The following is a 17,250-nucleotide window of genomic DNA, read 5'->3' on the forward strand; positions in this document are numbered from 1 at the left end:
AGATGGAAAGTATCATTCTTTTTGCTCCGCTGGTCGGTGCGATCATTTGCGGCTTCGGTTGGAAGATCATTGGCGAGACTGCCGCCCAATGGACCGCGACCGGCCTGTTGTTTCTGGCGGCGATCCTGTCCTGGGTCGTGTTCCTGACCTTTGATCCGTCGCTGCATGACAATGGCCGCTACAGCGTGTCGATCCTGCGGTGGATCGACAGCGGCACGCTGACATCCGACTGGGCGATCCGCATGGACCGTCTGACCGCGATCATGCTGATCGTGATCACCACGGTGTCCGCGCTCGTCCACCTCTATTCCTTCGGCTACATGGCCCATGACGAGAATTTCAAGGAACACGAAAGCTATCGCCCGCGGTTCTTTGCCTATCTGTCGTTCTTCACCTTCGCGATGCTGATGCTGGTGACGGCCGACAACCTTGTGCAGATGTTCTTTGGCTGGGAAGGCGTGGGCGTCGCGTCCTATCTGCTGATCGGCTTTTATTACCGCAAGCCGACCGCCAATGCCGCCGCGATCAAGGCTTTTGTGGTCAACCGCGTGGGCGACTTTGGCTTTCTGTTGGGGATTTTCGGTCTTTATCTGCTGGCTGACAGCATCCAGTTTGATGATATCTTTGCCGCCGTTCCAACGATTGCCGACACGACGATCACGTTTCTCTGGCGCGACTGGAATGCCGCAAACCTGATCGCGTTCTTGCTGTTCATCGGTGCGATGGGCAAATCGGCGCAATTGTTCCTTCACACATGGCTGCCCGACGCGATGGAAGGGCCGACCCCTGTGTCCGCCCTGATCCACGCGGCAACCATGGTCACGGCGGGTGTGTTCCTTGTCTGCCGCATGTCGCCCTTGATGGAATATGCCCCCGAGGCGATGAGCTTTGTCGTCTTCCTTGGCGCCACGACGGCGTTCTTTGCAGCGACCGTGGGTCTGGTGCAGAACGACATCAAGCGCGTGATCGCCTATTCGACCTGTTCGCAGCTGGGCTACATGTTCGTGGCCGCAGGGCTCGGCGTCTATTCGGTGGCGATGTTCCACCTGCTGACACATGCGTTCTTCAAGGCGATGCTGTTCCTTGGCGCGGGGTCCGTCATTCACGCGATGCACCATGAACAGGATATGCGCAACTATGGCGGTTTGCGCCACAAGATCCCGCAGACCTATTGGATGATGATGATCGGCACGCTGGCGATCACCGGCGTGGGTATTCCGCTGCTTTATGTGGGCTTTCCAATCGGGTTTGCAGGTTTCGTGTCGAAGGACGCGATCATCGAGAGCGCCTATGCCGCAACCTCGGGTGGCTATGCCTTCTGGATGCTGGTGGCCTCTGCCGCGATGACGAGCTTCTACAGCTGGCGGCTCATGTTCCTGACCTTCTTTGGCACGCCGCGCGGCGACAAGCACACGCATGACCATGCGCATGAATCCCCCCGCAGCATGCTGGTGCCACTCTATGTGCTGGCCATTGGCGCGATCTTCAGCGGGATGGTCTGGTATGGCAGCTTCTTTGGTACGAACGCCAAGGTTGGTGCCTTCTTTGGCGTGCCTTACGCGGCCGAGGAAAGTGCTGATCCTGATGCCTATCCACATTACAACCTGACCGGCGCGCCGGGCGAAGGGGCGATCCATGCGCGGGAAGGCAATCATGTGCTGAACGATGCGCATGAGGTCGCGACTTGGGTCCGCCTTGCACCGTTCATCGCGATGCTTTCGGGGCTCGCGCTGGCCTGGCAAATGTATATCCGGCGGCCTGACCTGCCGGGCCGGTTGGCGCGCCAGCATGCGCCGCTCTATAACTTCCTGCTGAACAAATGGTACTTCGACGAATTGTATAACTTCATCTTTGTCCGGCCCGCGCTCGCCCTTGGCCGCATCCTGTGGAAACAGGGCGATACCAACACGATCGACGGCGGGATCAACGGCGTCGCCATGGGGATCATCCCGTTCTTCACCCGCCTCGCGGGACGCGCACAGTCGGGCTATGTGTTCACCTATGCCTTTGCGATGGTGCTGGGGATCACGGTGCTGCTGACCATTGTCACCCTGAGCGGAGGGTGGAACTGATGGGCAATATCCTGACACTGACGACCTTCCTGCCTGTTCTGGGCGCGGTCATCCTGGCGCTTGGTCTGCGCGGCGATGACGCGGCCGCACAGCGCAATGCCAAATGGGTGGCCTTGGTCACGACCGTTGTCACTTTTATCTGTTCGCTGTTCATCCTGACGAATTTCGACCCCAACAATACCGACTTCCAGATGGTGGAAACCGCCGACTGGATCATGGGTCTGCAATACAAGATGGGCGTGGACGGCATTTCGATCCTGTTCGTGATGCTGACGACCTTCCTGATGCCGCTGGTGATCGCGTCCTGCTGGACCGTGACGACACGGGTCAAGGAATACATGATCGCCTTCCTGATCCTTGAGACACTGATGCTGGGCGTGTTCCTCGCGCTTGATCTGGTGCTGTTCTACCTGTTCTTCGAGGCAGGCCTGATCCCGATGTTCCTGATCATCGGGATCTGGGGTGGCAAGGACCGGATCTACGCGTCGTTCAAGTTCTTCCTTTATACCTTCCTTGGGTCTGTCCTGATGCTGGTCGCCATGGTGGCGATGTTCAGCCAGGCGGGTACCACCGATATTCCGACGCTGATGACCTTCACCTTCGGGACCGAGAATTTCAGCCTTCTGGGTGTGCAGATCGTGGGCGGGATGCAGACGCTGCTGTGGCTGGCCTTCTTCGCGAGCTTCGCGGTCAAGATGCCGATGTGGCCGGTCCACACATGGTTGCCCGATGCGCACGTGCAGGCCCCGACGGCAGGGTCCGTGGTGCTGGCGGCGATCCTGCTGAAAATGGGCGGCTACGGTTTCCTGCGCTTCAGCCTGCCGATGTTCCCGGTGGGCTCCGAGGTCATGGCGCCGCTGGTCCTGTGGCTGTCGGCCATCGCCATCGTCTATACCTCGCTGGTGGCCTTGGTGCAGGCGGATATGAAAAAGCTGATCGCCTATTCGTCCGTGGCCCATATGGGGTTTGTGACGATGGGGATTTTCACCTTTAACCAGCAGGGGCTGGACGGGGCGATTTTCCAGATGATCAGCCACGGCTTTATCTCTGGCGCTCTCTTCCTCTGCGTCGGCGTGATCTACGACCGGATGCACACGCGCGAGATCGACGCCTATGGTGGACTGGTCAACCGCATGCCCGCCTATGCGCTGGTGTTCCTGTTCTTCACCATGGCGAACGTGGGCCTGCCGGGGACATCGGGGTTCGTGGGCGAATTCCTGACGTTGGTCGGCGTGTTCCAGGTCAACACCTGGGTGGCACTGGTGGCAACATCGGGCGTGATCTTTTCGGCGGCCTATGCGCTGTGGCTTTATCGCCGTGTGGTGCTGGGCGATCTGATCAAGGAAAGCCTGCGCTCCATCACCGATATGACGCGGCGGGAACGTCTGATCTTTGCACCGCTGGTGGTGATGACGCTGCTTTTGGGTGTCTATCCCGCCTTGGTGCTGGACATGATCGGGCCAAGCGTTGCGGCGCTGATTGACAATTACGACGCGGCCTTGGCGGCCTTTGACGCCGCCAGCCAAGTCGCTGCGAATGAAGGAAGCTGACCATGATCGGCGCTGATATCCAGATCCTGATGCCCGAGGTCGTGCTGTCGGTCTATGCGATGGTGGCCTTGCTGGGGGCCGTCTACACGACAAAGGACGGTGCCGCATCCTTGCTGACATGGATGACCGCCGGGTTGTTCGTGCTGGTCGCCATCGCCATCGGCGTGAACGGGCAGGGCACCAATATCGCCTTTGGCGGTATGTTCGTCGATGACGGTTTCGCGCGTTTCGCCAAGATCACGATCCTGATCTCTGCCGCCGCCGTGCTGTTGATCAGCGAAGGCTACATGCTGCGGCGCGGGCTGTTGCGGTTCGAATATCCGGTGCTGATCACGCTGGCCGTGGTGGGCATGATGGTCATGGTCAGCGCAGGCGACCTGATGGCGCTGTATATGGGGTTGGAACTGCAATCTCTGGCCATGTATGTCATCGCCTCCCTGCGCCGCGACAGCGCCAAATCCACCGAGGCCGGGCTGAAATACTTTGTGCTGGGCGCGCTGTCGTCGGGTCTTTTGCTTTATGGCGCGTCGCTGACCTATGGCTTTGCTGGAACGACCCTGTTCACCGGGATCATCGCCGCTGCGGAAGGTGGCGCATCGCTGGGCCTTTTGTTCGGCATGGCCTTCCTGATCGCGGGTTTTGCGTTCAAGGTCTCTGCAGCACCTTTCCATATGTGGACACCCGACGTCTACGAAGGTGCGCCAACCCCGATCACCGCCTTTATGGCGACAGCGCCCAAAGTTGCGGCTATCGCGCTGTTCGCCCGCGTGGTGCATGACGCGTTCGGCGGGATCATCGGCGACTGGCAGCAGATCGTCGCCTTTCTTGCGCTGGTGTCGATGTTCCTTGGCGCGATTGCGGCCATCGGGCAGAGCAATATCAAACGGCTGATGGCCTATTCCTCGATTTCGCATATGGGGTTCGCGCTGATGGGCCTGGCCGCAGGCACGGTTGGCGGTGTGCAGGCGATGCTGGTCTATATGGTGATCTATGTGACCATGAATATCGGCACTTTCGCCCTGATCCTGTCGATGGAAAAGGACGGGCGGCCCGTCACGGATATCGCAGCCCTCAAATCCCATGCAAAGCGGCAGCCGCTGATGGCGCTGGTGATGCTGGTGATGATGTTCAGCCTTGCGGGCGTGCCGCCGATGCTGGGGTTCTTCGGCAAATATGCCGTGCTGCTGGCCGCCTATCAGGGCGGGCTGGGCTGGCTGGCTGTGGCGGGTGTGATCGCCTCGGTGATCAGCGCCTTCTATTACCTGCGCATCGTCTACTACATGTATTTTGGCGAAGACACGCAGGCGCTCGACGGGCGCACACCGCCTGTTCTGTGGCTGACGGCGGTGGTCACGGCGGGGATCGTGGGGCTGGCGTGGATACCGGGTGTCAACCTCTTCGGGCTTGACCCGATGGCCGCTGCCGCGGCTGCGACGCTTGTCAACTGACCGCAGCAGCCACGGGCACTGGCCCGAAGGCTATGGCCGGATCATGCTTGATACTGTGGACAGCACCATGGCCGAAGCCGCGCGCCGCGCGGGCGACATTGACAAGCCGACATGGATCATGGCACGGCACCAGACCGCCGCACGCGGGCGGCGGGGTCGCGCATGGCAGGCGCCTGCGGGCAATCTGAACGCCACGCTGATCTTCAGACCCGACGCTACCCCCGCCGAGGCTGCGCGCCGGTCTTTCCTTGCCGCCAATGCGCTGTTTGCCGCTTTGTCGATCTATGTGCCGTCCGAAAAGCTCGCCCTGAAGTGGCCCAATGACGTGCTGCTGTCAGGTGGCAAGGTCGCGGGCATCCTGCTGGAAAGCAGCGGGCAGGGGCATTTCATCGACTGGCTGTCCATCGGGGTCGGCGTCAACCTGCGCCACGCGCCCGAAGGCGTGACCGACGCCGCCTTTCCGCCTGTCAGCCTGACGCAGATGGGCGGTTGGGAGGTCGAGCCTGCCGATTTCCTGACCACGCTGGCCGATGCCTATGCCACGCAAGAGGCCAAGCTCAAGCAGCTTGGGTTCGCCCGCATCCGTCAGGATTGGCTGGGCCATGCCGCAAGGTTAGGCGAGATCATCACCGCCCGCACCATGCGCGAAGAGATCAGCGGCATTTTCGACACGATCGACGATGACGGCAATCTGGTGCTGATCACTGGCACCGGACCACGCAGCATTTCGGCGGCTGATGTTTATTTCTAAGGGGGTGGCCCATGCTTTTGGCGATTGACTGCGGCAATACCAATACCGTTTTCGCGATCTGGGACGGGGATCATTTCCTGGCCACATGGCGCACCAGCACCGAATGGCAGCGCACGGCGGATCAGTACTACGTTTGGCTATCGACCCTGATGCGGTTGCAGAACCTTGATGTGGTGATCGACGAGGTCATCATTAGCTCGACCGTGCCGCGTGTGGTGTTCAACCTGCGTGTGCTGGCCGACCGCTATTTCAACTGCCGCCCGCTGGTCGTGGGCAAGCCCGACTGCGCGCTGCCCGTGCCGCCGCGCGTCGATATCGGCACGCAGGTGGGCCCTGACCGGCTGGTCAATACCGCTGGCGCCTTCAACCGGCATGGCGGCAATCTGATCGTGGTGGATTTCGGGACGGCGACGACATTCGATGTGGTGGAACGCGACGGGGCCTATGTCGGCGGCGTGATCGCGCCGGGCGTCAACCTCAGCCTCGAGGCGCTGCACAATGCCGCTGCCGCCTTGCCGCATGTCGATATCAGCAAACCGCAATCCGTGGTCGGCACCAACACCGTGGCCTGCATGCAGTCCGGCGTCTTTTGGGGTTACATCGGTCTGGTCCGTGAGATATGCGCAAGAATTAAAGCTGAACGCGGCAGTGACATGCCGGTGATCGCGACGGGGGGCCTTGCAGCCCTGTTCCAACAAACGGAAACCCTGTTCGACGTGTTCGAAGATGATTTGACGATGCACGGCCTGACCGTCATCCACCGCTATAACAAGGAAATTGCATGAGCAACGCCAAGACCGCCAACCGCCTGATCTATCTGCCTCTCGGGGGTGCCGGTGAAATCGGCATGAACGCCTATGTCTATGGCTATGGCCCTGCAGGGAAAGAGCGGTTGATCGTGGTCGATCTGGGCGTGACCTTTCCCGACATGGACTCCACGCCGGGCGTTGACCTGATCCTGCCCGATATCTCGTGGCTGATCGCGCGGCGCAACCAGATCGACGGCATCTTCATCACCCACGCGCATGAAGACCACGTTGGCGCTGTCGGCCATTGCTGGCAGCAGTTGGGCGCGCCGGTCTATGCGCGGCCATTCACCGCCAATATCGCGCGGCGCAAGCTGGAAGAGCACGGCGGGTCGCCCAATGTGGTCAAGGTCGTGGACCCGTATCCGCATGTCATCACCTGCGGGCCGTTCAAAGTGTCCTATCTGCCGATCAGCCATTCGATCCCCGAAAGCGCGGGTCTGCTGATCGACACACCGGACGGGCGGCTGGTCCATACCGGCGATTTCAAGATCGACGAAAACCCCGTTGTCGGCGATCCGTGGAATGCCGCACTCTGGGAAGAAGTGGCCAAGCCCGGCGTCAAGGCGCTGATCTGCGACAGCACGAATGTGTTTTCCGAACACGAAGGCCGGTCCGAGAGCACCCTTGCCCCCGCCATCACCGAGATGATGAAGAACGCGGCCGGTATGGTCGTGGCGACGACATTCGCCTCCAACGTCGCGCGGCTGAAAACGCTGGCGCTGGCAGCCAAGGATGCGGGCCGGTCGGTCGTGCTGCTGGGCCGCGCCATGCGTGCGATGGTCGAGGCTGCGACGAAAGAAGGCCTGCTGACAGACTTCCCGACTGTCGTCTCGATCGAGGATGCCTTGTCCCTGCCGCGCCAGAACCTGATGTTGCTGGTGACGGGGTCGCAGGGCGAACGCCGTGCGGCCTCGGCGCAGCTGGCGCAGGGGTCCTATCTGGGGATGAAGCTGAAGGAAGGCGACACCTTCCTGTTTTCCTCTAAAACCATCCCCGGCAACGAACGCGGTGTCATCAAGATCATGAACCAGCTGTCCGAACTGGGCGTCGATGTTGTCGATGATGCGGGCGGCAAATATCACGTCTCGGGCCATGCCAACCGCCCCGATCTTGTGCGGATGCACCAGATCATCAAGGCGCAGGTCCTGATCCCGATGCATGGCGAACACCGCCATCTGCGCGAACATGCCAAACTGGCCGAGGCGAGCGGGATGGTAGGTATCGTCGCCGTCAACGGCATGATGATCGATCTGTCCGGCAACCGCCCCAAGGTTGCGGAGTATATCGAAACCGGCCGCACCTATCTGGACGGGTCGGTGCAGGTCGGCGCGCTTGATGGTGTAGTGCGTGACCGTATCCGCATGGCGCTGAACGGGCATATGATCGTTACGGTTATCATCGACGAAGACGGCGACATGCTGGGCGATCCTTGGGTCGAGATCATGGGCCTGCCTGAGATGGGCCGCAACGATGTGCCGCTGGTCGATGTCGTGGAAGAGGATCTGGCGCAGTTCATCGGACGCGCGCATCCCAAGACGCTGGCAGATGACGACAAGCTGGAAAAAGAGCTCAAGATGATCGCGCGCAAATCCGCGCAGGGCGAAATCGGCAAAAAGCCCGAAGTGACGGTGATTATCAGCCGGCTGGCGTAAGGTCGCGGGAGTCGGGCTGAAGCCCGACCTACGGAATGAAAAAGGCCTCTGCGCGATGCAGGGGCCTTTTGTGTGTCAGACCTTGCCGGTGACTTTCGCCAGCCACCAGCGGGTGCCGACCAGCAGGAAACGCCAGTCTTTGAGGAATTCCGGCGGTTTGCCTTCGATGGCATGGCCCACGAATTGCAGCACCCAGCCGATCACGAACAGCCATGCGGCGGCGACCCACAGGCCAGCGCCGAACAGGCTCGCCAGCCCGAGCACGATCGACACCACGATCATCGGGATCCCGATGGTGTGGGTCAGCTGGTTCAGCCGGTTCTGGTGGCTTTCCTGATACTGGGCGATCCAGTGATCCCAGCTTTTGCCTTTCAACATCGCAAATCCTCCCCTTTGGAGGAAGGTGGGACAGCGATGGCGTGCCTGTCAAGAATGACGCAAGGTCGGATGCCGCGCGGGGTTAACCCTTGGCGCGTTCCTCGAAGCTTTTGGCGATGAAGCTGGGGGTGTCGTCGCCCATGCCCACGATGCGCGGACCATTGTCGCGGCGGTCCTGATGACGGGGGCGGGGCTGTTCCTCGCGTGGCTTTTGCGGCTCGCGGGGCGGACGCGGGGCACGGTCCTGCTGCGCTTCGCGTGGCGCACGGTCCTGCTGCGGCTCGCGGCGCTTTTCGGCGGGTTTTTCGACAGGTTTGGCAACGGGTGCTTCTACTGCGTCGGCCTCTGCTGGCGCTGCGGCGGGGGCATCCTTGCCCCGGCGGCTACGGGTGCGGCTGCGCTTTGGTGCGTCCTCGGTCGCGTCATCTGCCACGGGGGCGGTGACACCAAGCGGATTGTCCAGACGCGGGATCGGGTTTTGTACCAGACGTTCGACGTCTTCGAGGTTCTTCTCGTCGCGGCCCGAGCAGATCATGATCGCAACACCGGACCGTCCGGCCCGACCCGTACGGCCGATGCGGTGGACGTAATCTTCGGCATGGCTGGGCACGTCGAAGTTGAACACATGGGTCACGGCCGGAATATCCAGCCCGCGGGCGGCCACGTCAGAGGCCACAAGGAACCGCAGCTTGTTGTCGCGGAAGGATTCCAGCGTGCGCGTGCGGTGGCTTTGTTCCAGATCGCCGTGGATCGGGGCGGCGTCATAGCCGTATTTGTTTAGCGACTTGGCCACCACATCGACATCGGCCTTGCGGTTGCAGAAAATGATCGCGTTGGAACAGGCCTCGCCCTCGGCATTGATGAGCGCGCGCAGCAGGGCGCGTTTCTCGGTCGCTTCGCGCACCTTGGCGCTGGCGCGGAACATTACGACGCCTTGTTTGATGTTCACGTTGGTCGTGGCGGCGCGGGCGACTTCGATCTTGGCGGGGTTCGACAGGAAGGTGTTGGTGATCCGCTCGATCTCCGGTGCCATGGTCGCGCTGAAAAACAGCGTCTGGCGGGTGAAGGGCGTGCGTTTGAAGATTTCCTCGATATCGGGGATGAACCCCATGTCGAGCATGCGGTCCGCCTCGTCCACGACCATGATCTTGACGTCGGTCAGGATCAGCTTGCCGCGTTCCAGATGGTCGAGCAGGCGACCTGGGGTCGCGATCAGCACATCGACGCCTTTATCGATCAGCTTGTCCTGATCCTTGAAACTGGTCCCGCCGATCAGCAGCGCCTTGGTCAGTTTTGTATATTTGGCATAGGTGTCGAAGTTTTCGGCGACCTGTGCCGCCAGTTCGCGGGTCGGTGCCAGCACAAGGCTGCGCGGCATCCGCGCGCGCGCACGGCCACGGCCCAGAAGCGTGATCATCGGCAGGGTAAAGGCCGCCGTCTTGCCGGTGCCGGTCTGGGCGATCCCCAGAACATCGCGCCCTTCAAGGGCGGGGGCGATTGCGCCTGCCTGAATGGGGGTAGGGGTGTCATAGCCGGTTTCGGCCACCGCCTGTAGAACCTTGGGATCAAGGTTCAAATCGGAGAATTTGGTCATATGCGTCCTGTGGTTGCGGATCGGTCCGCAAGAAATGAAAGGACGCGATTTTCCGGCGTCCCGGCGTCGTGGGCCGATAATGGCCTGTGTGGCAGCTAACGGAAATGTGGCCGATCGTCAAGGCAAAGGCGCGGCCAGCGCGTCTGGCGGCAGTTGGCGCAGGGCGTGGTCATGCCACTGCCGCAGCGTGTTATCCGCCAGCAGGCGTGCCATCTGCGCATCCGTGGCAGGCAAATGCCGCAGGATGCGGGGGTCGTGGTGGCTGTAAAGGTTGTAGGTGGCGAAATACGCGTCCGAATGGCGGTGGGCGAGGTCAATGTAGGCGGCGTTGGTCGGATCTGCGGGAACACCAATGTTGCCGCGACCGCGCGTGCGACGCATTTGCGCGAATGCCGGATGCCGGATTGCATAGTGGTTGACCTGGGCCCAGCCATGCTGCGGTAGGCCCGACAGGACGGCTTCGCGCCCTGCCTCGAACTTGATGCGCTTGCGTGGCCAAGCGCGGCGGCGCAAGGGTTTGCCGTTGCCACCGCGCCAGTCAGGTTGAACGGCAAGCGCCTCTTGGCTAAAAACCGGCCCATGATGGAAAAACCGCAAGCCATCACCATGTTTGTAAAGCGATTTGAACGTCCCGTGGTCCTACCGCCCGCCCAGCGTGAACCCTTCGGGCGCACATTGACACAAATCCGCATGCAATTGCCGTCCGGGCCAAGCCACCCCTGGTGGCACGCCAAAGAAGCGCCAGTTGATCCTGATCCCGTCGGCCTTGCCCAGATCACGGATCAGCGCCTGCACGGTGCTGTCGCCACGATGGACCAGCAGGAATTCATCCAGATCCAGCCACGCCACCCATTCGCCAGCCTTGACATGGCCTGCGGCTGCTAAAAGATCGGCAAACTGATATTGCGCGCCCTTCCCAGCCGGGTCACGGCTGAAGGGCAGATATGTCACCTCGCCCATGTCCGTCAGCCGCAACAGCATTTCATGCGACCCGTCGGTGCAATCATTCGCCCCGATGATGAACCGGTCAAACCCGATGGCGCGGTGATAGGCGAGCCATTCGATCAGGAACGGCCCTTCATTGCGCAGGCAGGTGATCATTGTCGCGGTCGGGCGCGTCACACCATCATTTCTTTCGTCGCGGTCAGTGTGATGGCGGGATAATCGCGGCCCACGCGGTCGATGTCCCATTGCAAACGGGTCAGGAACACGGTGTCGCCGTCGTTGTCGGTCGCGATATGCTGTTTATTGGCGGCGACAAAAGCCTCCACCGCCGTCTTGTCACCTGCGACCCAACGGGCGGAGGTGAACTGCGACCCTTCGAACCGGACGGGCAGGCCGTATTCCAGCTCGATCCGGCTGGCCAGCACTTCGAATTGCAAGGCCCCCACGACGCCGACAATGAAACCGGACCCAAAGGTCGGTTTGAACACTTTGGCAGCACCTTCTTCGGCGAATTGCATCAGGGCTTTTTCCAGATGCTTGGCCTTCATCGGGTCGCCCGCGCGACAGGTCTGCAGCAATTCGGGTGCGAATGACGGGATGCCCGTCACACGGATCGCCTCGCCCTCGGTCAGGGTGTCGCCGATGCGCAGCTGGCCGTGGTTGGGGATGCCGATGATATCGCCGGCCCAGGCCTCTTCGGCCAGTTCGCGGTCGGCGGCAAGAAACAGCACCGGATTTGTGATCGCCATCTGCTTTTTGCTGCGCACATGGGTCAGTTTCATGCCGCGTTCAAAATGCCCTGACGCCAGCCGGACGAACGCCACGCGGTCGCGGTGCTTGGGGTCCATATTGGCCTGCACCTTGAACACGAAGCCGGTCACGGCGGGTTCTTCGGGGGCGACGTTGCGGGGCTGCGCCGATTGTATCTGCGGTTCGGGACCATAGGTCGCCAGCCCGTTCATCAGTTCCTTCACGCCGAAACTGTTCATCGCAGAGCCGAACCAGATCGGCGTCATCGACCCGTTCAGCACGCTGGCGGGGTCGAGCGCGGGCAGCAATTCCTTGGCCATCTCGATTTCTTCGCGAAACTTCGCCAGAAGGTCGGCAGGCACATGTTCGGCCAGTTTGGGGTCATCCAGACCATTGATCTCGATACTGTCGGCGACCCTGTTGCGGTCGGCGCGGTCCATCAGTTCCAGCCTGTCACGCAGGATATCGTAACAGCCGATGAAATCGCGCCCGACCCCGATGGGCCATGACGCAGGTGTTACGTCGATCGCCAGATTTTCCTGAATTTCGTCAATGATGTCGAATGTGTCGCGGCTTTCGCGGTCCATCTTGTTGCAAAAGGTCAAGATCGGTAGGTCGCGCAAGCGGCAGACCTCGAACAGTTTGCGGGTCTGGCTTTCCACACCTTTGGCTCCGTCGATGACCATGATCGCGGCATCCACGGCGGTCAGCGTGCGATAGGTATCTTCCGAAAAGTCCGAGTGGCCGGGAGTGTCGACAAGGTTGAAACGATACTTGCCAAAATCGAACGACATGGCAGAGGCGGACACCGAAATCCCGCGATCCTTTTCCATCTGCATGAAATCGGACCGTGTACGCCGCGCCTCGCCCTTGGCGCGGACTTGCCCCGCCATCTGGATCGCGCCGCCGAACAGCAGGAACTTTTCGGTCAGCGTTGTCTTGCCCGCATCGGGGTGCGAGATGATCGCAAAGGTGCGACGGCGGGCGATTTCGGGCGGCAAGGCGGGGCGATTTGTCATGGCGACAGGCTTTAGGTGTTTCGCGCTGAAAGGGCAATGTGTCCGCCTGTCTTGACGCAAGATTCATACCTGTGTGCCACAAGGGTGCCGAAAGGCGGTGGCATGGTTTTCTGGGTTCGGTTGCTGGCGGTCATTGTAATGCTGTCAGGTTGCGGCGGGGGTGGCGGTGACAGCCCCGGCAGCGGGATCGACCCGCGCATCGCGCGGCTGGACATCTATGATGCGCAACGCATCAGGGTGCTGGGCGATCCGGGGGCCGGTGTGATGGGCATGGCACCCACGACCAGCAATTTGCCCGTGGATGGCAGCGCGCAATTCGCGGGTTTCGCCACGCTGCGTGTGGAAGGGGCGCAGCCTTTGGTGCTGTTCGGCGATGCGCGGCTTGATATCGATTTTGGCGCAAGTGCTGTCAGTGGTGCGATGACAGGTTTTTTCGGCACGGTGCCGGGCGCGGGTGTGCAGGACTTTGCGGGCGAGGTGACGGTCACGCAGGGGCATGTCGCGCGCGATCTGCGGCTGACCTATGGCGGCGCGCTGTCAGGCGGGGGCCAGCAACTGGCACTGTCGGGTAGCATGACAGGCGCATTTCTTGGCGATCCGGCCACTGCGCTGTCAGCGGCCGATCTTGATCCGGTTGTGGTGCTGAACGGTGTCTTGCGCAACGGGACGCTGGTTCTGGTGACGGAAATAGTGGCCCCGTGACGCAGACCCGCCGCATCGTAACGGATTGTTAACCAAGCTGCGCGACAAGACGGGATGATCCGAATCTTGCCTCTTGTCTGTTGTCTGGCTGCCTGCTCTGGCGGGGGTGCGGGCAATCCGGTGCCGGGCGATGCCTTTGCCACCTTGCAGGACGGCGTGACGGTGCATGGGATCACGCCTTTCGCAACCCTGCCCGAAACGGGAGATGTGGCCTATGAAGGCCGCGTGCGGCTGAACCTGCCATTGGGCGGGGCAACGCCTGCCGTCTTTGAAGGCGACCTGGACCTGCGCGTCAGCTTTGGGATCACGCCCGATCCGGTGACGGGCCGCATTGGCAATCTGCACGGGGCGGGCGGGGCTGTGACAGGCAGTTTGCAGATCGGGGAAGGTGTGCTTTATCCCGCAGCGCGGGAGCGGGATTACCAATTCACTGCCGGACTGTCCGGCACCCTGACGCAGAACGCGCTGCCCCATAGCATCACGGCCGAAATGTCCGGCGATTTCTATGGCCCCGCCGGTGCTGGCGTTGCAGGTGTGATCGCGCGGGGTGCGGTGCGGCAAGGCGACGAGATCGACATTTTCGACGGCAGCTTCGCCGCCGCACGCGCGCCCTCAGGACGTTGAGGCGCGCCGCAGCAGGGACGCCGCTGTCGCGGGGTCGATCAGGCTGTCGCGCACTTCGTAATCCATATGCGGGCGGTGGCGGTGCAGGGCGGCCCCTGCCGGCATGGCGTGCTGTGTCGTGGCATCGACCAGATGCGATTCCGCCGCGATCCCTTCGGCATAGATGATGTGGTGGTCGTCGAACACCAGCTGGAAATAATCCACATAGCCGCCGCGCCGCCGCAGAACAGTGGTGTCATCGACCAGCTGGCGTGCGCGGATCAGCACCTCGGCCTGACCCGTGCCCAACAGATCGCTGCGCTGATAGACAAAGATCCGGTGGTCAGGGCGCAGCACCAGATCGGCGTCGTTGTGCAGGGCGCCTTGCGTGATGACGACCGGTGCAAAGCGGCCCGTCGCGCGAATCGTGGCCTGTGCGACATGGCGCAAGGCCTGTTTGCCCGCATCCCGCGTCAGCACCAGATCACCGGGGGCCAGCGTTTCGACCGGCTGCATCCGGCCATCGCCCATCGTGATCCGCGTGCCGCGCGCAAACGACCCTGCTGCCGCTTCGGCAAAGCGGCGCGTCGCGGTTTCGCGCGCGATCCCGACAAGGCGGTACCGCCTGTCCGGTACGATATCGCCCAAGGCCATCAGGTAGATCGCAACGGCAAGACCGCCGCTTTCCTCGACCAGCACCAACGCCTCATGCGTGGTGCCGTCCGGGGCCATCAGCGTCAGGCAGCAATCCAGATGCACCGCGTTCTGCGCGCCGGTTCTGCGGCGCAGGCCCTTGTCCTCGGTCAGCAGGTCCAGCGGCACGGGCTGGCATTTGGGCGACAGTGCATAGGTATCATCCAGCACCAGTTCATCGGCAAAACCCAGCGGTTCGCCGATCAGGACGCCGTCGGTGACGGTCACATCCACGGCGCGGAAAACGTCGATCGTGATCTGGTTGCTGGCCATGCCCAAGATCTACACCGCAGGCCGCGCAGGGGTAAGATCAAATTGCCCGCAGTCATCGGGAATGCTAGGTCAGGGGCGCAAAATAGGGGAAAAGACAATGGATCTGGGAATTTCAGGGAAAACCGCGCTGGTCTGCGCATCGTCCAAAGGGCTGGGGCGCGGCTGTGCCGAGGCTTTGGCCGAGGCAGGCGTGAACCTCGTGCTGAACGCGCGCGGCGCTGATGCGCTGGAGGCGACCGCCGCCGAGATCCGCGCCCGTTTCGGCGTGCAGGTCACCACCGTCGCTGCCGATGTGGCAACCGAGGAAGGCCGCGCGCGGTTGCTGGCGGCTGCAGGCGATGTGGATATTCTGGTGAACAATGCAGGCGGGCCGCCGCCGGGCCTGTGGTCGGACTGGGAACGGGACGATTTTATCAAGGCGCTTGACGCCAATATGCTGGCCCCCATCGCGCTGATGAAGGCGCTGTTGCCCGGCATGATCGACCGTGGCTGGGGTAGGGTGGTCAATATCACCTCCGGCTCGGTCAAGGCCCCGATCCCGCAGCTTGGCCTGTCCAATGCCGCGCGCGCGGGGCTGACGGGCTATGTCGCGGGCACCTCGCGGCAGGTGGCGCAGCATGGCGTGACGATCAACAACCTGCTGCCCGGCATCCATGCGACCGACCGCGCGGTCAGCCTTGATCAAGGCGTCAGCAAGGCGCAGGGCATCGACATGGCCACCGCCAAGGCGCAGCGCGAGGCGACGATCCCCGCCCGCCGCTATGGGACGGCGGCCGAATTCGGCGCAACTTGTGCGTTTTTGTGCAGCCAGCATGCGGGGTTCATCGTGGGGCAGAACATCGTCCTTGATGGCGGCGCGATCAACGCGACGATCTGATGGCGGAACGGTTCAGCCTGAAAGATCACCTGTTCAACGCCGACACGGTCGCCCTGCTGGGCGGCCAGTTCGCGGCGGCGGGGGTGTTTCGGGCTGACCCTTTCGTGCGCGACGTCATGGCGCGGATGCCGCCCTTGGAGCTGATGGCGCGGATCCAGATGATCGCGGATGTGCTGGCCGACCATCTGCCGCGCGATTTTCCCGCCGCCGCCGATGCAATCAGCGCGGCCTTGCCGCCGCCGCTGGACCCGGGCCTGTCGGATGATGATTTCGGGCATTTCATCCATGCGCCCTTGGGCGTTTTCGTCGAAAACCACGGGTTGGAGGATCACCGCGACCGCAGCCTCGATCTGCTGGAAGAAATCACGCAGCGGTTTTCGATGGAGTTTTCGATCCGCGCCTTTCTGAACCGTTGGCCCGACGCCACGCTGGCGCGGATGCAGGACTGGGCGGGGCATGACCATTACCACGTCCGCCGTCTGGTCAGCGAAGGCACGCGGCCGCGTCTGCCGTGGGGGCGTGCCATCAAGCTTGATCCCGCGCAGACGCTGCCGCTGCTTGACCGTCTGCACGGCGACAGGGCGCGGTTCGTGACACGGTCAGTGGCCAACCACCTCAACGATCTGACGCGCAAAACACCCGATCTGGTGATCGCGCGGTTGCAAACGTGGCAGGACACAGGCGCGCAAGGAGAGGATGAACTGGCATGGATGCGCAAACATGCGCTGCGCACGCTGGTCAAGGCGGGGCATCGCGGTGCTATGCAGCATCTGGGCTATGGCGTGGATGTACCGGTCACAGTGTCGCAGTTTGCCATCACGCCAGTGGTCGCGCGAGGGCAGGCGGCCGAGATTGCCCTGACGCTGACCGTGCCGCAGGGTGCGCCTCTGGTCGTGGATTACATCATTGATTTCGTCAAGGCTGACGGGGCGACGGCGCCCAAGGTGTTCAAGCTCAAGACCCTTGCGGCGAAGGCGGACAAGCCCGTGACCTTGACAAAGCGGCATCTGTTCAAGGAGGGGGCGACGACCTTCACGCTTTATCCCGGGCTGCACCGCGTGCAGCTGCAGGTGAACGGGCAGATCGTGGGCGCACAGAACTTTACCCTGACCTGACTTGCCCTTGGCGGCAGGG

16 protein-coding genes are annotated in these 17,250 nt (G+C 62.1%); 10 read left to right on the forward strand and 6 right to left on the reverse strand.

Annotation, left to right across the window (positions count from 1 at the left end; genetic code table 11):
* Positions 1 to 2: 2 nt before the first annotated feature.
* Genes nuoL through VCK47_RS00280 form a run of 6 tightly spaced genes read left to right on the forward strand, consistent with a single transcriptional unit; the run spans position 3 to position 8,282 of the window.
* Positions 3 to 2,072: an NADH-quinone oxidoreductase subunit L gene (gene nuoL / locus VCK47_RS00255; RefSeq protein ID WP_322892078.1), complete on the forward strand. Its 2,070-nt coding sequence runs from the start codon at positions 3 to 5 to the stop codon at positions 2,070 to 2,072.
* The gene (locus VCK47_RS00260; RefSeq protein WP_322892079.1) at positions 2,072 to 3,622 is read left to right on the forward strand and encodes an NADH-quinone oxidoreductase subunit M; all 1,551 of its coding nucleotides are present in this window, start codon (positions 2,072 to 2,074) and stop codon (positions 3,620 to 3,622) included. Before nuoL ends, VCK47_RS00260 begins: the two co-directional genes overlap by 1 nt.
* A 2-nt stretch (positions 3,623 to 3,624) precedes the next feature.
* A complete protein-coding gene (nuoN, locus tag VCK47_RS00265) occupies positions 3,625 to 5,070 on the forward strand; it encodes an NADH-quinone oxidoreductase subunit NuoN (protein WP_322892080.1) in 1,446 nt (481 codons plus the stop codon).
* On the forward strand, positions 5,060 to 5,821 hold the full coding sequence (locus VCK47_RS00270; RefSeq protein WP_322892081.1) for a biotin--[acetyl-CoA-carboxylase] ligase: 762 nt from the start codon (positions 5,060 to 5,062) through the stop codon (positions 5,819 to 5,821). The genes nuoN and VCK47_RS00270 overlap by 11 nt, the downstream gene beginning before the upstream one ends.
* Positions 5,822 to 5,832: 11 nt before the next feature.
* Complete coding sequence (locus tag VCK47_RS00275) at positions 5,833 to 6,606, forward strand: type III pantothenate kinase (RefSeq protein ID WP_322892082.1); 774 nt, start codon at positions 5,833 to 5,835, stop codon at positions 6,604 to 6,606.
* Positions 6,603 to 8,282, forward strand: coding sequence for a ribonuclease J (locus VCK47_RS00280; RefSeq protein WP_322892083.1), 1,680 nt, complete (start codon positions 6,603 to 6,605; stop codon positions 8,280 to 8,282). The genes VCK47_RS00275 and VCK47_RS00280 overlap by 4 nt, the downstream gene beginning before the upstream one ends.
* A 75-nt stretch (positions 8,283 to 8,357) precedes the next feature.
* On the opposite strand, the gene VCK47_RS00285 is transcribed toward VCK47_RS00280, so the two are convergent.
* The 5 genes from VCK47_RS00285 to VCK47_RS00305 form a co-directional block, all read right to left on the reverse strand.
* The gene (locus tag VCK47_RS00285; RefSeq protein WP_322892084.1) at positions 8,358 to 8,660 is read right to left on the reverse strand and encodes a DUF962 domain-containing protein; all 303 of its coding nucleotides are present in this window, start codon (positions 8,658 to 8,660) and stop codon (positions 8,358 to 8,360) included.
* An 82-nt stretch (positions 8,661 to 8,742) separates the two neighbouring features.
* Complete coding sequence (locus VCK47_RS00290; RefSeq protein WP_322892085.1) at positions 8,743 to 10,254, reverse strand: DEAD/DEAH box helicase; 1,512 nt, start codon at positions 10,252 to 10,254, stop codon at positions 8,743 to 8,745.
* 117 nt (positions 10,255 to 10,371) lie between these two features.
* A complete protein-coding gene (locus tag VCK47_RS00295; RefSeq protein WP_322892086.1) occupies positions 10,372 to 10,851 on the reverse strand; it encodes a hypothetical protein in 480 nt (159 codons plus the stop codon).
* A 42-nt stretch (positions 10,852 to 10,893) separates the two neighbouring features.
* Positions 10,894 to 11,376: a glycosyltransferase family 2 protein gene (locus tag VCK47_RS00300; protein ID WP_322892087.1), complete on the reverse strand. Its 483-nt coding sequence runs from the start codon at positions 11,374 to 11,376 to the stop codon at positions 10,894 to 10,896.
* On the reverse strand, positions 11,373 to 12,968 hold the full coding sequence (locus VCK47_RS00305) for a peptide chain release factor 3 (RefSeq protein ID WP_322892088.1): 1,596 nt from the start codon (positions 12,966 to 12,968) through the stop codon (positions 11,373 to 11,375). The genes VCK47_RS00300 and VCK47_RS00305 overlap by 4 nt, the downstream gene beginning before the upstream one ends.
* 102 nt (positions 12,969 to 13,070) lie before the next feature.
* Between VCK47_RS00305 and VCK47_RS00310 the strand changes: the two genes are divergently transcribed.
* Both VCK47_RS00310 and VCK47_RS00315 read left to right on the forward strand, forming a co-directional pair.
* Positions 13,071 to 13,670, forward strand: a complete 600-nt coding sequence (locus VCK47_RS00310) for a hypothetical protein (RefSeq protein WP_322892089.1) — start codon at positions 13,071 to 13,073, stop codon at positions 13,668 to 13,670.
* Positions 13,671 to 13,724: 54 nt separating this feature from the next.
* Entirely contained in the window at positions 13,725 to 14,294 is a 570-nt protein-coding gene (locus tag VCK47_RS00315; RefSeq protein WP_322892090.1) for a hypothetical protein, read from the forward strand.
* On the opposite strand, the gene VCK47_RS00320 is transcribed toward VCK47_RS00315, so the two are convergent.
* Positions 14,283 to 15,239, reverse strand: coding sequence for a Hint domain-containing protein (locus VCK47_RS00320; protein WP_322892091.1), 957 nt, complete (start codon positions 15,237 to 15,239; stop codon positions 14,283 to 14,285). The genes VCK47_RS00315 and VCK47_RS00320 overlap by 12 nt on opposite strands.
* A gap of 97 nt (positions 15,240 to 15,336) precedes the next feature.
* On the opposite strand from VCK47_RS00320, the gene VCK47_RS00325 reads away from it, so the two are divergent.
* Complete coding sequence (locus tag VCK47_RS00325) at positions 15,337 to 16,116, forward strand: SDR family oxidoreductase (RefSeq protein ID WP_322892092.1); 780 nt, start codon at positions 15,337 to 15,339, stop codon at positions 16,114 to 16,116.
* The gene (locus VCK47_RS00330) at positions 16,116 to 17,231 is read left to right on the forward strand and encodes a hypothetical protein (protein WP_322892093.1); all 1,116 of its coding nucleotides are present in this window, start codon (positions 16,116 to 16,118) and stop codon (positions 17,229 to 17,231) included. The genes VCK47_RS00325 and VCK47_RS00330 overlap by 1 nt, the downstream gene beginning before the upstream one ends.
* The last annotated feature ends 19 nt before the right edge of the window (positions 17,232 to 17,250 follow it).

The organism is Yoonia sp. 72 (genome assembly GCF_034652275.1).
GTDB lineage: Bacteria > Pseudomonadota > Alphaproteobacteria > Rhodobacterales > Rhodobacteraceae > Yoonia.

Excerpts from the sequence above, each read along its gene's own strand:
- VCK47_RS00330 (WP_322892093.1), top strand. The coding sequence starts at position 16,116 with ATGGCGGAACGGTTCAGCCTGAAAGATCACCTGTTCAACGCCGACACG.
- VCK47_RS00290 (WP_322892085.1), bottom strand. The coding sequence starts at position 10,254 with ATGACCAAATTCTCCGATTTGAACCTTGATCCCAAGGTTCTACAGGCG.
- VCK47_RS00285 (WP_322892084.1), bottom strand. The coding sequence starts at position 8,660 with ATGTTGAAAGGCAAAAGCTGGGATCACTGGATCGCCCAGTATCAGGAA.
- nuoL (WP_322892078.1), top strand. The coding sequence starts at position 3 with ATGGAAAGTATCATTCTTTTTGCTCCGCTGGTCGGTGCGATCATTTGC.
- VCK47_RS00325 (WP_322892092.1), top strand. The coding sequence starts at position 15,337 with ATGGATCTGGGAATTTCAGGGAAAACCGCGCTGGTCTGCGCATCGTCC.
- VCK47_RS00260 (WP_322892079.1), top strand. The coding sequence starts at position 2,072 with ATGGGCAATATCCTGACACTGACGACCTTCCTGCCTGTTCTGGGCGCG.
- VCK47_RS00320 (WP_322892091.1), bottom strand. The coding sequence starts at position 15,239 with ATGGCCAGCAACCAGATCACGATCGACGTTTTCCGCGCCGTGGATGTG.
- nuoN (WP_322892080.1), top strand. The coding sequence starts at position 3,625 with ATGATCGGCGCTGATATCCAGATCCTGATGCCCGAGGTCGTGCTGTCG.
- VCK47_RS00275 (WP_322892082.1), top strand. The coding sequence starts at position 5,833 with ATGCTTTTGGCGATTGACTGCGGCAATACCAATACCGTTTTCGCGATC.
- VCK47_RS00305 (WP_322892088.1), bottom strand. The coding sequence starts at position 12,968 with ATGACAAATCGCCCCGCCTTGCCGCCCGAAATCGCCCGCCGTCGCACC.
- VCK47_RS00315 (WP_322892090.1), top strand. The coding sequence starts at position 13,725 with ATGATCCGAATCTTGCCTCTTGTCTGTTGTCTGGCTGCCTGCTCTGGC.
- VCK47_RS00280 (WP_322892083.1), top strand. The coding sequence starts at position 6,603 with ATGAGCAACGCCAAGACCGCCAACCGCCTGATCTATCTGCCTCTCGGG.
- VCK47_RS00310 (WP_322892089.1), top strand. The coding sequence starts at position 13,071 with ATGGTTTTCTGGGTTCGGTTGCTGGCGGTCATTGTAATGCTGTCAGGT.